Here is a 13939-nt window from a genome sequence, read left to right as displayed (position 1 = left end):
AAAGGATGAGCGCCCACTTCGTTTCCCAGACCGTACGCACCGCCACCGGCCACTGGCCGGTGATACTCCCGGCCCTCGGCATTGCCTTGCAGCCGAACGGCAAGCCGCAACCGTGCCCGACCTGCGGCGGTAAAGACCGCTTCCGCTTCGATAACCAGAACGGGCGCGGCACCTGGTTCTGCAATCAGTGCGGGGCCGGTGACGGCCTCAACCTGGTGGAAAAGGCCCTGTCGCTGTCAACAAAGGCCGCCGCCGAACAGGTGGCCGCTGTGATGGGGAGTAACACCAACGCTTTGCCACCGGCCGCTGAGGCCGGTCATTCACCACAAGACAAGGCCGAGGCCCAGCGCAAGGCCGCGCGACAGGCACAGGCTCTGGTGGCTGCCGCTCAGTGCAAAAGCGGCAATGCCTACCTGAGCGCCAAAGGCTGGCCGGAGGCAGAAACCCTGACCTTGCACGACCAGCCGCTGCGCGTCGGCGGTATCACCTTCCGGCCCGGCGACCTGCTGTTGCCGCTGCATAATGCCGGAGGCGAGGTGGTTAACGTGCAGCTGATTAACGCCAACGGGGACAAGCGCATGCTGGCAGACGGGCAGGTGAAAGCCGCCTGCCACATTCTGAACGGCCCGGACAACGCGGTTATCTGGCTCACCGAAGGCTACGCCACCGGCCTCACCGTGCATCGCCTGACCGGTGAGACGGTGTGCGTCGCGCTGAGCGCCAACAACCTGGCGGCGGTGGCGCAGCAGCTGCGCAGCCATTACCCGGATGCGCGGTTGCTGCTGGCGGCCGATAATGACCGAAACGGCACCGGACAGACCCGCGCTGCCGAGGCGGCCACCCTCACCGGCGGTGTCCCGGCACTGCCGCCCTTGGAAGGAGACTGGAACGACGTTTATGGCCGGGAAGGGGCCGAGGCCACGCGCACCCAGCTACAGGCATTCAGCCAACCGCCGCAGCCGAGCCCGTTCGACACGCTGAGCGATGCTGACCTGAAAGCCATGAGCGCCAGCGAGAAGGCCGAACTGCTGGCCGAGCACTACGGCAACACCTTGGCCGTGCCACCGGTGGGGGAAGAGCTGTGCCGCTATACGCGCGGCGCCTGGCAGGTGCTGCCACAGCGACAGCTGAGCCGGGAAATTGCCGCGCTGTTCCAGAAGGTGCGCGCGCCGTTCTCCGCCGCCGGTATCAACAGCATTTTGGACACCCTCAAGCTGATGGTGCCGCAAATGGGCGACCCGGTTCGCCGGTTGATAGGTTTTCGTAACGGGGTGTTTGATACCGTCAGCGGGCAGTTCAGCGCCCACCGCCAAGAGCACTGGCTGCGCACCGTCAACAGCGTGGACTACACCCCGCCGCGCGACGGGGAGAACTTGGCCGACCATGCGCCGCACTTCTGGCAGTGGCTGACGCGAGCCGCCGGATGCAACCACGACAAGCAGGAGCGCATTCTCGCGGCACTCTTTATGGTACTGGCCAACCGTTACGACTGGCAGTTGTTCCTCGAAGTGACCGGCCCCGGCGGCAGCGGCAAGAGCGTGATGGCGGCCATCGCCCGGCTGTTGGCCGGTGCCGATAACACCACCTCGGCCACCATTGACAACCTGGAGTCGGCGCGCGAACGTGCCAGCGTGGTCGGCTTCTCGCTGATAATTCTGCCCGACCAGGAGAAGTGGAGCGGTGACGGGGCGGGTATCAAGGCCATCACCGGCGGCGATGCAGTCGCCATCGACCCCAAATACCGCGATGCCTACGCGGCGCACATCCCGGCGGTGATTTTGGCGGTGAACAACAACCCGATGCAGTTCAGCGACCGCAGCGGCGGCATCTCGCGCCGCCGCGTTATTCTGCCGTTCCCGGAGGCTATCGCACCCGAAGAGCGCGACCCGTTGCTATTGGCGAAGATCACCGAAGAGCTGGCCGTGATTGTGCGTCACCTGATGCAACGCTTTGCCAGCCCGAATGACGCGCGCGCACTGCTCCAGGCGCAGCAAAGTTCGGCGGAAGCCCTGGAAATCAAACGGCATGCCGATCCGCTGGTCGATTTTTGTGGCTATCTGACGGTGCTGGGCACCCCGGAAGGGATGATGATCGGTAATGCCAACATCACCCCGCCGAACCCACGTCGCTACCTTTACCACGCCTACCTGTCGTTTATGGCGGCACGGGGCTATCAGCACGTGATGAACCTGACGGCGTTCGGCCAGGCGGTGCCGCAGACGCTGAAAGAGTATGAGCATACGCTGCTGAAACGCCGCACCAAGCAAGGAATACAGACCAACCTGATATTGAGTGAGGAATGTGAGGCGGACTGGTTGCCGAAGTGTGGCGCCGTGTGACAATGAGCGAGTCGATCGGCCGGGCCGATCAATAGGCATTTATTGATCTGCCGAACCCATTGGACGCTCAATCGCCACGCCGCCTATAGTGGCAGTGACCCGAATACACGCAGCAACACCAGGGCATCCTATCGGCCGCTGAACGGCCAATATCATAACGACAAGCGCTCCCCAAACCGGCTCAGGCCGGTTTTTTTAAGCACTATGATCATTAAAATGTGATATTTCAACTGATTGATAAGTAAATAAATTGTTTTAAATGGATAGCTGGTATTTCGATGAGGTGCATGAAAAGTTCTTGATAGGAAAAAGGGGAGTGAAACCTCCCCTTTAATGGTCTATCAAGCGGCGTGCGGTAGTGAACGCCAGTGTGCGCATACATACTCTAAACGTCCTAAGCGACGGCGTACGTAAGAGCACACATGTACAACTTTTTGTTGATTCATATGAATCCCTCTATTGCATTAAGGAGGGATCTCTGGATATATAGGGGCCAGAAGAGTATAATCTTCGCGTCTTATCAAAGGTCATGCTCTGGGATTGAGACCTCCCGTGTAGCATCCTCGCTTGTTTAATATTCCACTATTAACCAAGCTCTAGCCCCAAGGATAGCCATTTTCGTTCCACCGATAATGGCTATTTTTCTTTGCGAACTCCTTTAAACGGAGTCCCATCCGATTTCACATCGATGAATCGTCCTGTATCAGTATCTCGCTTAACCCAATGACCCGAGGGGGTTTGGCACTGGCTGCGATCCCGTACCGCACCAATTCGATGTCCATCACCATATGGTTTGTTGACTGCCATGATATGCCCTTCCTATGTGCGTGGCATTATTGCCGATTGTCAGTATACCAACGGCGCAGAATTGATCAAGCATTAATCGAATCAAAATGATCTCATCAATGGAACAAAAACGATCTGATGTGTGTCATAATGTCTACATGTAGTGTTTTCTATTGATTTTTTCACCAAGAGGGTGTGGCGATTATGAACCCGATATCTAGTTTTATACCCCATGGCCGTGACAGGCTGAAATACATAGAGTTTTCACTCATCTTTAAAGGGGAGGTGTCAAGAGCGAACCTCATGGATACATTTGGTATCAAAGAGGCGTCTGCTACAAGAGATCTGAATCAATACATTGAGTTAACTAATGAAAAGAACAGTTTTTTTGATAAAAAGTCTAAAAAACATGTAATTAGAGATGAAACTTTCTCTCCACACTTTGAGCTTACTGACATAGACGCACTTTGCTGGTTAAAGGCGGAGAAAGTTGATAAGAGTGAACAGTATTATACTTACAGATGCCAAAGGATAAATTTGCCTTCGCAAAGAGAGTTTGCTCCAATTACTAGAGCGATCACGCAGAAATCGAAGGTGGAGATTGAATATCTATCGGTTGATAATGGCATTTCTAAAAGAATTATTACACCACACAGTCTTTTTGATGATGGGTTAAAGATATATATAAGAGCATTTGATAGCAATAGAAAGAAATTCTTAAACTTTTCACCATCAAGAGTGGTTTCCTCTAAACTACTTGACTCAAAGCTAGGTGTGGGCGAAAAAATTGAGGATGATGAAAAGTGGAATTTATTCATTGAGTTAGATATTGTTCCTCATCCAGGTATAAAGGTGAAAGAGACAATAGAATATGAATATAAAATGATTAGAGGAATGCTAAAAATAAAAGTAAGAGAGGCAACGGCTGGGTTTTTTCTGAGGTCATGGAATGTTGATTGTTCTCCTGACGCTACGCTTTCCCCCAAAGTGTATCATTTGCATTTAAATAATGTTAAAAATTTTGAGGGGTCTGAAATGCTATTTATTGCCCCAACATCTTGGTGAGTTATAATATTTACGCTATACTCACGGCGATAAAGTATACTCGCTGATATGATAAAAATATTTAAAACCGGCTCTGTCCGGTTTTTTTTTGTGCCTGAGGTTCAGACTGTTCACCCTGTAGGTGAACAGTTGTGTACACTGAGAAGGTAGCTATACACTCGCTAATACATTGAAATTAAAATAGAAAACAAAAAAGTGTATAGGGTGAACAGTTTTGCGATAAATCTTTTTTGTAAGTGGAGTAAGCGCCGGTATTGGCTGTAATTTAAACAACTCTGAATGTAGCGGTAACAAGTATGTATATGTGTGTGTATACTATGGCTGGGTGATGCATAATTATTTTATTTAAAACAGTGACTTGTGTTGCTTTTAGTGCTCCTGTGATCTTCCGCCAAATTATATTTTTATCACGTCCTAGGAAACCAAATAAAATCATAAATTACAGTAAATTAAATGACATTGCTGTCCGTATCAGTCCAAGGGCATCTCCCTGAATCCATGAAAAATATGTATAATTTTTATACACTGATTTCACTTATACATATGGCACTTACAGACGTACAAATCCTACGCGCCAAGGCACAAGACAAGCCCTACACTCATCAATGATGAACAAGGCTTATCCTTGCTCTTAAACCCCGACGGTAGCAAAGGATGGGGATTCCGCTACCGGTTTGCAGATAAAGCCCGCTTAAACAATCTCTGACCGGCAATAACCGGTCTTTTAATAATTACACGTTGCGAGTGATGAGTAGGGTATTCACCGGTCACTTAAGCCTCACCAAGCAATCCATTGAAATATTTTCATAAAAAACATAGTGAATAGTGTGACCAATAACTACATAAAGAATAATTCACGTCTATTCCTCCTCTCATCGACTTGAATCTATACGCCAAATATGAGAGCTTTGTGTAGCCAAACCTAGCATTTTATGGGTTAACAGCCCATCGGGCCATGAGTCATGGTTTCGCCTAGTATTTTAACTATGCCCGTCGTTCAGTTATCGGAGCGGCGGCTGGGGGCCACCGATCCGATAACTGATCGACGTGCTCAAGTAGGTTTGGTTTTTTCTGTCCCCTAACATTTTGGTGTGTAAGGATCTGACCAATGTTAACCCAGCTCAAAAAAGTCGGTACAGAAGTTCATAGAGCTACTAATTTGTTTGCAACTTATGTTGAAAAAAACAAAGTAAAATGTCCCGGGGATGTGAAAAAATTTATTTTTCTATGCGGAGCCAATAAAAATAATGGTGAGCCTTCTGCAAGGCGCATAGAACTGATAGACTTTTCTGAGAAACATCTTAGCAATTGTCATTTCTTTCTTGCCGAACTGGTATTCAAAGAGCTTAGTAAAGATGAAGAGGAATCATCCTCTGATAACTTATTAGATATAGAAGCTGACCTTTCAAAACTTGCCGATCATATTATAATTGTTTTAGAAAGTTTTTCATCTTTTACCGAACTTGGGGCATTTGCATACAGTAAGCATTTACGTAAGAAGCTTATCATTATTAATAACACAAAATTTATTAATGAAAAATCTTTTATAAACATGGGGCCTATAAAGGCAATTACACAACAGTCCCAACAATCAGGCCACTTCTTGCATTATAAGATGGTTGAAGGATATGAAAGCATCGAGCGTTCAGATGGAGTAGGTCAGATATTTAATCCCTTACATGAAATATTATCAAAAAATGAACGTGCAATTGCTAGGACACTTAAGAAGGAGGACCTAGATCCTTCCAATAACTTTAATAAAGATTCAGTTAGATTTATTCATGATATAATTTTAGCTTGTGGCCCGTTAAAACTAAGTGAGCTCATTGAAATAGCGATAAAGATATTTGGAAAGGATAGGCTCTATAGGAAAGAACTGCTAAAACATCTTGGTATTTTAATGGCTATAAAAATCATTTCATGTAAGGATGAACTTTACTATTCCCTTTATAAGCAATATTATTTTAAATATGATTTTGATATGGATAACATATCATCAATGTTTAAAGTTTTTTTTCTTAAAAATAAATTGGGTAGGGTTAATATTAATGGAAATATATAAGTTGATTGACAGTGAAACATTGATGAGAAAGGGATTTACCAGCGAGGTAATGCGATCTCCCGAATTGCCTAAAAAATGGCATATTCCTAAAAGGAATGGTGGTGTCAGGACGATTTATCACCCTTCATCCAAAGTAAAGCTTATCCAATATTGGCTTATAAGTAATATATTCTCAAATCTGCCGATTCATAATTCAGCTTATGCATTTGTTAATGGACGTTCGATCAAAAGTAATGCTCTTCTGCATGCAACGGCTAAAAATAAATATTATGTCAAAGTCGATTTAAAAGATTTTTTTCCCTCAATAAAATACAGTAACTTTGAGTATGCATTTAAATTATACCGCGATCGCATAGAATTTTCGGATGTATATGATGCAGAGTTATTGCAACTGATAAAAAGTATATGCTTCATTTCAGATGAAAGCCTTCCAATTGGATTTCCGACATCTCCTATAATTGCGAATTTTGTCGCAAGAGAGTTTGACGAAAAACTTACTTTGAAACTAAATTCGATAGACAGGCTTAATGCTGTATATACTAGATATGCAGATGATATTATCATATCTACTAATCTGAAGGGAGCGAGCGTTAAAATATTAAATGCTATAAAAAGCACAATAAAAAGAATTGAGCCTAATTTTAAAATAAATAATGACAAGATACATATTTGTAGTGCTTCAGGTGGAAGTATAATTGCCACAGGATTAAAAATATGCCATGATTTCCATGTTACTTTACATAGGTCAATGAAAGATAAAATACGGTTATATATATCTCTATTATCTAAGGGCAGATTAAAGCAAGAGGATTATAATAAACTTTCAGGTTACATTGCTTATGCCAAGAGTATTGACCCTCATTTTTATACAAAATTAAACAGAAAGTATTTTCAAGAGATTAGAGGTATTGAAAACTCACATAATAAGGTAATTTAATGGAATCATACGTTCACAAGTATCTGTAAATCTATAACCCTATATTTCTTTAATTTGAGGTTGTTCCATAATTACATCAAGAGCTTAATACACGTATAGAAATGTGCATAGCCCCACCATAAGTTTATAATAAAATATTATTTGCCATATGGTTACATGAAAAATTCAACTCTTGTGATCGCCAATCAGTATCTCCCAATCTCTTCTGCGATTGCCAGCTCCGGTAAGGGTAATTTGCTTCTTTCATTTTGTGAGAGCACGGCTTGTGTGGGTAGAGAAAATTTAGCGTACGATCAGCGAAACGGAACCCCATTGCCATAGACTGAGTTGTGCGGTTTGGTGGTGAAGTTAAAAGTAAATTCACGATCCTTCACTGGCTGACCGCGTTCAAAGCGCCAGCTTTTCATGGCAGTCAGCACCGGCTCGTCAAAGATCCCGGCGGGTTTCGCCTGCATAATACGCACATGGCTGACCGTGCCGTCGTGCTCGATATCATATTTCACCTTGACGATGCCATTGGTGTTTTTCAACAGGGCCTGTTCAGGGTAAACGGGAGCCGTTTTAATGAGAGCTTTGGGGGACGGTGCGGCACCGAGCGCCAGCGCAGGCGTCAAACACAGTAGCAGGAGGGCGACAAACGTATGTTTTTTCATGTCATAATCCATTGGTTAAAAAGATAGCAAATACAATGTAAGACCGTGAGCTCCTCCTAATAGAGCGGAACTCAAGATACTGATTTTTTAACTAATTGAATAATTAATGCTTTCATCGAATATACCGAGTATGCGCAGGGCTTCGGCAAAATGCCATGTTACCGGCTTATCTGGCAGGCGTATTTGGGTTCTGCCGCGATCGTCCCTCTCCCCAACACCTAACCCCTTCACTCCCTTTGCAAAAAGAACTGCTTGATGGTCTGCCGCAGCCAGCGGTGCGCCGGATCGCGATCGAGGCGCGGATGCCAGGCCTGCACGATGAACACCGATTCCAGCTCGAGCGGCAGCTCGATCTCTGCTAACGGCAGGTGGATGTTGCTCACCCCCTGCAGCACGTGGCGCGGCAGCGGCAGGATAAAGTCCGATTTCATGGTCAGCATCATTGCTGAATGGAAGCCCGGCAGGGTCAGGGCGACGTTGCGCTGCAGGCCAAGATCGCGCAGCGCGTCGTCGATCGGCCCCTGGGTGCGCCCGCGGCGGGAGACGCTGATATGCGGGTAATGGGTCAGGGTTTCGGGCGTTACCCGGCCAATGATCGGGTGCCCCGGCCGCACCAACGCCTGAAAGGTGCTGGTGAACAGGCTCTGTGTCTTGATTTCCGGGTGCCAGTCGCGTGAGGAACCGATCACCAGATCCACCTTGCCGCTGCGCAGCGCGTCATCCTCGCTGTCGCTTTCGGCGATAAACTTCAGGCCGCTCAGCGGCGCCATGTCCCGCAGCGTCTCCAGCAAGCCGCCTGCCAGCGCGCCGATAAAAATGTCGTTGGCGCGAATGGTGAAGGTTCTGGTCAGCTTGCCGGGCTCGAAGGATTCATTCGGCGCGATCAGCGCGGCGGCCTGCTCGATGATCTCGCCGAGCTGGCGTTTCAACTCCAGCGCACGCGGCGTCGGCACCAGATGCTTACCGGCTCTGACCATGATCGGGTCGTCGAACTGCCGGCGGATGCGCCCCAGAATGCGGCTCATCGCCGGCGCGCTCAGATTCATCTTTTCGGCGGCGCCGCTCACGCTCCCTTCTTCCAGCAGCAGATTCAGCGCATAGATCAGGTTGAAATCAATTTTTTGCGGCATGGCCTCTCCGGTAATGGTGCGCTCTATGGATTGCGTTTTGTGCAACTAGTTAATTACATCATTTCATTTTAAACAATCGAAGTAAGCCCGGATACTGCCCACGACAACAAAGATTGAGGCTGAAACAGCAGGAGTGGGGAATGGTTGAGGTGTCTGTTACGCCGCACCACAAAAATCGATGGCTCGCCAGCGCCAGCGAAATCAACGGCCGAACCTGGCTGGGGTTGTTCGGCGTGTTTTTGGCGGTGATGGCCAGCGGCGTGGGGGAAAACGCCAGCAAGTTCGCGCTGGCGGATATACAGGGCGGCATGCTGCTGAGCTTCGATGCCGGCAGCTGGCTGACCACCTGTTATGTCACCGGCTTTGTGATCGGTTCCGGGTTCACGCCCTGTTTTTGGCCGACCTTTTCGCTGCGCCGGGTGGCGTTGACGATGTGCGGCATTTACCTGGCCGGTGGACTGCTGACGCCCTGGTTGGGAGAACAGTATGGCGCGCTGCTGGCGGTGCGCAGCCTGCAGGGCTTCGCCGGCGGTGCGTTGCCACCGATGCTGATGACGGTGGTGCTGCGTTTTATGCCGCCGCTGATCAAGGTGCTGGGGCTGGGCGCCTATGGCTGGGTCTCCGCCTGGAGCGCCACGCTGGGCGCCACCGCCGCCGCCTTTGCCTTTCACTGGGGCTGGAGCGGATATTTCTACTGGAACCTGCCGCTGATGGCGATCGCCGCCGTGTGCATCGGTTACGGTCTGCCGCAGGATCCGCTGCGGCTGGAGCGCCTGCGGCAGTTCAACTGGCGCGGCCTGCTGCTCGGCGGCATGGCACTCGGCATGCTGACGATGGGCATCTCACAGGGGGAGCGCCTCGACTGGCTGAATTCGCCGCTGATCTACGTTTTATTGTTGGGCGGCGTCGGGCTATTGGCATTATTTCTGATGAATGAATGGTATCACCCGCTGCCCTTTTTCAATTTGCAGCTATTAAGCAAAAGGAACTTGTCCTTCTCTTTAATTACGCTGGGTGGCGTGCTGTTAATCATGGTGTCGCTGGTTAATATTACGTCGGGATATTTAGCCGCGATTCAGGGCTATCGTCAGGAACAAACTTCCGACTTAATGCTGTGGGTGGCGTTGCCGCAATTAATTACGCTGCCGATTGTCGCCATTATTTGCAATACGCCGCGGGTGGATTGCCGCTGGGTGCTGGCGATCAGCCTGCTGTTGATGGCCACCGCCTGCGTGCTGGCCGCCCAGCTGACGCCGGAATGGAACGGCGACACGTTTCGCGTTATCGCGCTGTTGCAGGCGGTCGCTCAACCGATGGCGATCATCCCCCTGTTGATGCAGGCGACCGGCGGGCTGTTGCCGACCGACGGGCCGTTTGCGGCGGCCTGGTTCAACGCGGTGAAGGGTTTCGCCGCCACCGCGGCCGGCGGCGCCATCGCGCTGCTCAGCCGGCAGCGCGGGGACTATCACGCCGGCACGATCGCCGACGGCTTTGGCTCGGCCTACAGCCGCGCATCGGGGTCGGCGGAGCAGTTGGCGCAGCTTGCCGCCCGGCAGAGCCACGTGCTGGCCAGCGCCGATCTTTATCTGTTGGTTGCCGGCCTGGCGTTATTACTGACCGCGCTGATTTTATTTATGCCGACCCGTATTTATCCGCCGCGTTCGGTCGCCGCCTGACATTTTATCATCAGAAATAAATATTAAGTGGAGTCACTTTTATGGCTAACAAGAAAGTCGCCGTCGCCGTATTGGCGGTTACCGTCATTACGCTGGGGTTATTAATCAATAAATTATTTATTAAAGAAACACAGCAGAATACCAACGACGCCTATATTCGCGCCGATATCTCGCGTATTTCTCCGCAGATTGCCGGTGAAATTGCGCAGGTGTTGGTCAGGGACAACCAGTGGGTCAAACAGGGTGAATTGCTGGCGGTGATCGACCCGCGTGAATTCAACGTCGCGCTGGCGCAGGCGACGGCGCAGGAGCAATCCGCCCGCGCCCGGCAGGACGACGCCAGGGCTAACCTCACCCGCCAGAGTGCGCTGATCGCCGCCGCGCAGGCGGAGCGGCAGGCGGCGCAGGCGGAGCTGGCGTTTGCGCGCCAGGAGCAGAATCGCTACCAGAGAATGGCCAGCAGCGGCGCGGGCTCCCAGCAGGCGGCGCAGCAGGCGACAACGCGGGTGCACACGCTTTCCGCCAATGTGGCGCAGGCGGAGGCGACGCTCAAAGCGGCGCGAAACATGGAGCAGGTGCTGCAAGCCAAGCTGGCGGACAGCGATGCCGAGCTGATGCTGGCGCAGGCCAAGAAAGCGATGGCTGAACTGAACCTGTCTTACACCCGTATCACCGCGCCGATCGGCGGCGTGGTCGGCAAGAAAAGCCTGCGGGTCGGGGAGTTCGTCAAACCGGGCGATGCGCTGCTGGCCATCGTGCCGCAAGACAAGCTGTACATCATCGCCAACTACCAGGAAACCCAGCTGGAAAACATTGCGCACGGGCAGTCGGTGGACATCCATATCGATACCTTTCCCGGCCAAACGCTGAAAGGGCAGGTGGACAGCATCGCGCCGGCTTCCGGCGTCAGCTTCGCGGCCGTGGCGCCGGAGAACGCCACCGGCAACTTCACCAAGATCGTTCAGCGCATCCCGGTGAAGATCGTGTTTGATAGCAACAAGGAGCACGCCGCCTTGCTGAGCGCCCTGCGCGTCGGGATGTCCGCGGACGTCAGCATCAATACGCTGGACGGAGGCCTGCAATGAACAGAGCCGTGATCCCGCTGCTGTTGATTGCGCTGAGCGGCTGCCGGGCGGTAGGGCCGGACTACGCTCGGCCGCAGAACGCGCTGCCCAATAACTGGGGCGAGCAGGCCGGCGGCGGGGCGCTGCCGGTGGCCTGGTGGTCGATATTCAACGACGCGCCGCTGTCGCAACTGGTGCAGCGCGCGGCGGCCGGCAACCTGGATCTGCAGCTCGCCACGGCGCGCATGCAGCAAAGCCGCGCCCTGCTGGGCGTGACCGAGGCGGCGCTGATGCCGGAGCTGAGCCTGGACGGCGCCTATCAGCGCCAGCGCGCCACCTCGGTGGGCAGCATGGATCCGTCCGGCAACGGCGGAGAGGCGGATTATAACCTCTGGCGCGGCGGATTCAGCGCCAGCTGGGAGCTGGACATGTGGGGCAAGCTGCGTCGCGCGTCGGAAAGCGCGCGCGCCGGCTTCGCCGCTTCGCAGGAGAATCGGCGCGCGCTGCTGACGTCGGTGACGGCGGAGATGGCGAGCGATTATCTGCGCCTGCGCGCCACGCAGCAGCAGCTGACGGTGGCGCAGGAAAACCGCGCCACGGCGCTGCGCACGCTGCAGCTGACGCAAAGCCGTTATCAAAGCGGCGCGGGCAACGAACTGGATATCGATCAGGCGCAGGTGCAGTTGGCGCAGGTGGATGCCCTGCTGCCGACGCTGGTCGATCGGCAGGAACGCTTGATCAACGCCATCAGCCTGCTGTTGGGCGAGCGGCCGGGCGCGCTGAAAGCGATGTTGTCGCCGACGGGGCCGCTGCCGACGCTGGCGCGCGCGGTGCCGATGGGCGTGCCGTCGGATCTGGCGCTGCGCAGGCCGGATATTCGCGAAGCGGCGGCGCGTTTGCATCAGGCGACCGCCGAGATCGGCGTCGCCACCGCTGACTACTATCCGCGCATCACGCTGACCGGCAACGCGGGCTATCAGGCGCTGGCGCTGGCGGATATGGGCAGTTGGTCCACGCATACCTTCGCCATCGGCCCCACCCTGTATCTGCCGCTGTTCGACGGGGGGAAAATCACCCAGCGGGTGCGCCTGAGCGAATACCGGCAGCAGGAAATGGCCATCGCCTACCAGCAAACGGTGCTGCGCGCCTGGCACGAGATCGACGACGCGCTTTCCGGCTATCGCGCCCAGCAGCGCCGCCAGACGCACCTGGCCGAGGCGCTGGCCGCCAACCGGCACGCGTTTGCGCTGGCGCGCGACAGCTATCTGAACGGCGCCAGCGATTTTATCCATGTTCTGAGCACGCAGCGTGCGCTGCTGGATCTGCAGTCCGCGCAAATTGTTTCTCAGGAGGAGACGGCGATCGCCGTGGTGAATATCTATCGAGCGCTGGGCGGTGGCTGGGAACACACCTATCCGCCGGCGGCGCCGCAGGAGAAGGCTGATGCACAACACGCTGAATAAAATTGTCGACGAGATGCTGGAAAGGGACACCCGCCGCAAACGCGAGGCCCGGGTGAGCGCCGTGCGGCAAGTCACCGCCCGGATCCGCCGCATCACGTTGAGCGGCGACGATGTGGATAAGTTTATCGCCGATCCGCGCGCGCAGGAGCCGGCCAGCTGGGTCAAGGTGTTCTTCCCGTGGCGCGACACGCTGGCCGGACGGGCTTACACCCTGAGCGGCATCGACAAACTCGCCCGCACCTTCGATATCGACATGGTGCTGCACGGCGAAGGCCCGGCGTCGAACTGGGCGCGCGACGCGATGCCGGGCGACAAGCTGGGGTTCGCCGGCCCTTGCTCCGGCGGCTTTCGTCTGTTGCCGCAAACCCGCTGGCTGCTGTTGCTGGGCGATGAGACCGCGCTGCCCGCCATGCGCACCATCCTCGCCTCGCTGTCTGCCCCGTTGCCGGTGCTGTGGTTCGCCGAAGTGGGCGATGCGCAGGAGATTCAGGACGTCGATTACTCCTTTTTGCAGGTGAACAGCTGGCAAATCCGCACCCGACATTTCGACAGCGTGATGAACAGCCCGCTGGTGCAGGCCGTCAGCCATTGCGAGCTGCCGCCCGGCGAAGGGCAGGTGTGGCTGGCCTGCGAACACCAGGTCGCCGCCTACCTGAAGGCGCGCTTTATCAACGAAATGGGCATTTCCCGCGCTGCGCTGTTTGCCAAGGGTTATTGGAAAAAGGGCGAAGCCAACTTCAAGGGTGCGATGTAACTCGGGCGAA

Annotated in this window: 10 protein-coding genes and 1 pseudogene; 9 read left to right on the top strand and 2 right to left on the bottom strand. The window is 53.2% G+C overall.

Annotation, left to right across the window (positions count from 1 at the left end; genetic code table 11):
- Positions 1 to 5: 5 nt before the first annotated feature.
- The 5 genes and pseudogenes from ACJ8HB_RS14905 to ACJ8HB_RS14885 all read left to right on the top strand — a co-directional run bounded on the left by ACJ8HB_RS14905 (position 6) and on the right by ACJ8HB_RS14885 (position 7189).
- Positions 6 to 2339 carry a primase-helicase zinc-binding domain-containing protein gene (locus ACJ8HB_RS14905; protein WP_047569892.1) on the top strand — a complete coding sequence of 778 codons (2334 nt, stop codon included), beginning with the start codon at positions 6 to 8 and terminating at the stop codon, positions 2337 to 2339.
- 1089 nt (positions 2340 to 3428) lie between these two features.
- Positions 3429 to 4190, top strand: coding sequence for a WYL domain-containing protein (locus ACJ8HB_RS14900; RefSeq protein ID WP_080298877.1), 762 nt, complete (start codon positions 3429 to 3431; stop codon positions 4188 to 4190).
- A 543-nt stretch (positions 4191 to 4733) separates the two neighbouring features.
- Positions 4734 to 4884 (top strand): annotated as a pseudogene (locus ACJ8HB_RS14895) (Arm DNA-binding domain-containing protein); the annotation flags it as partial.
- 414 nt (positions 4885 to 5298) lie between these two features.
- On the top strand, positions 5299 to 6252 hold the full coding sequence (locus ACJ8HB_RS14890) for a retron St85 family effector protein (RefSeq protein WP_047569890.1): 954 nt from the start codon (positions 5299 to 5301) through the stop codon (positions 6250 to 6252).
- A 1-nt stretch (position 6253) separates the two neighbouring features.
- Positions 6254 to 7189 (top strand): retron St85 family RNA-directed DNA polymerase, encoded by a 936-nt coding sequence (locus ACJ8HB_RS14885; protein ID WP_230199901.1) that lies wholly within the window; start codon positions 6254 to 6256, stop codon positions 7187 to 7189.
- Positions 7190 to 7482: 293 nt separating this feature from the next.
- On the opposite strand, the gene ACJ8HB_RS14880 is transcribed toward ACJ8HB_RS14885, so the two are convergent.
- Positions 7483 to 7842 carry a TonB family protein gene (locus ACJ8HB_RS14880; protein ID WP_052133472.1) on the bottom strand — a complete coding sequence of 120 codons (360 nt, stop codon included), beginning with the start codon at positions 7840 to 7842 and terminating at the stop codon, positions 7483 to 7485.
- 227 nt (positions 7843 to 8069) lie between these two features.
- Positions 8070 to 8972: a LysR family transcriptional regulator gene (locus ACJ8HB_RS14875; protein WP_047569888.1), complete on the bottom strand. Its 903-nt coding sequence runs from the start codon at positions 8970 to 8972 to the stop codon at positions 8070 to 8072.
- Positions 8973 to 9112: 140 nt separating this feature from the next.
- On the opposite strand from ACJ8HB_RS14875, the gene ACJ8HB_RS14870 reads away from it, so the two are divergent.
- Genes ACJ8HB_RS14870 through ACJ8HB_RS14855 form a run of 4 tightly spaced genes read left to right on the top strand, consistent with a single transcriptional unit; the run spans position 9113 to position 13929 of the window.
- Positions 9113 to 10648 carry an MFS transporter gene (locus ACJ8HB_RS14870; RefSeq protein WP_047569885.1) on the top strand — a complete coding sequence of 512 codons (1536 nt, stop codon included), beginning with the start codon at positions 9113 to 9115 and terminating at the stop codon, positions 10646 to 10648.
- 41 nt (positions 10649 to 10689) lie between these two features.
- Complete coding sequence (locus ACJ8HB_RS14865; RefSeq protein WP_047569882.1) at positions 10690 to 11733, top strand: HlyD family secretion protein; 1044 nt, start codon at positions 10690 to 10692, stop codon at positions 11731 to 11733.
- Positions 11730 to 13175, top strand: coding sequence for an efflux transporter outer membrane subunit (locus ACJ8HB_RS14860; protein ID WP_094860113.1), 1446 nt, complete (start codon positions 11730 to 11732; stop codon positions 13173 to 13175). The genes ACJ8HB_RS14865 and ACJ8HB_RS14860 overlap by 4 nt, the downstream gene beginning before the upstream one ends.
- Positions 13156 to 13929 carry a siderophore-interacting protein gene (locus ACJ8HB_RS14855; protein ID WP_047569880.1) on the top strand — a complete coding sequence of 258 codons (774 nt, stop codon included), beginning with the start codon at positions 13156 to 13158 and terminating at the stop codon, positions 13927 to 13929. The genes ACJ8HB_RS14860 and ACJ8HB_RS14855 overlap by 20 nt, the downstream gene beginning before the upstream one ends.
- Positions 13930 to 13939: the final 10 nt, after the last annotated feature.

The sequence above is a fragment of the Serratia sp. CY27727 genome, from assembly GCF_052169275.1.
Lineage (GTDB): Bacteria > Pseudomonadota > Gammaproteobacteria > Enterobacterales > Enterobacteriaceae > Serratia > Serratia sarumanii.
This window is presented reverse-complemented; position numbering and strand designations above follow the sequence as displayed.

Coding starts and splice junctions, on each gene's coding strand:
- ACJ8HB_RS14905 (WP_047569892.1), top strand. CDS start 6: ATGAGCGCCCACTTCGTTTCCCAGACCGTACGCACCGCCACCGGCCAC.
- ACJ8HB_RS14900 (WP_080298877.1), top strand. CDS start 3,429: ATGGATACATTTGGTATCAAAGAGGCGTCTGCTACAAGAGATCTGAAT.
- ACJ8HB_RS14890 (WP_047569890.1), top strand. CDS start 5,299: ATGTTAACCCAGCTCAAAAAAGTCGGTACAGAAGTTCATAGAGCTACT.
- ACJ8HB_RS14880 (WP_052133472.1), bottom strand. CDS start 7,842: ATGAAAAAACATACGTTTGTCGCCCTCCTGCTACTGTGTTTGACGCCT.
- ACJ8HB_RS14875 (WP_047569888.1), bottom strand. CDS start 8,972: ATGCCGCAAAAAATTGATTTCAACCTGATCTATGCGCTGAATCTGCTG.
- ACJ8HB_RS14870 (WP_047569885.1), top strand. CDS start 9,113: ATGGTTGAGGTGTCTGTTACGCCGCACCACAAAAATCGATGGCTCGCC.
- ACJ8HB_RS14865 (WP_047569882.1), top strand. CDS start 10,690: ATGGCTAACAAGAAAGTCGCCGTCGCCGTATTGGCGGTTACCGTCATT.
- ACJ8HB_RS14860 (WP_094860113.1), top strand. CDS start 11,730: ATGAACAGAGCCGTGATCCCGCTGCTGTTGATTGCGCTGAGCGGCTGC.
- ACJ8HB_RS14855 (WP_047569880.1), top strand. CDS start 13,156: ATGCACAACACGCTGAATAAAATTGTCGACGAGATGCTGGAAAGGGAC.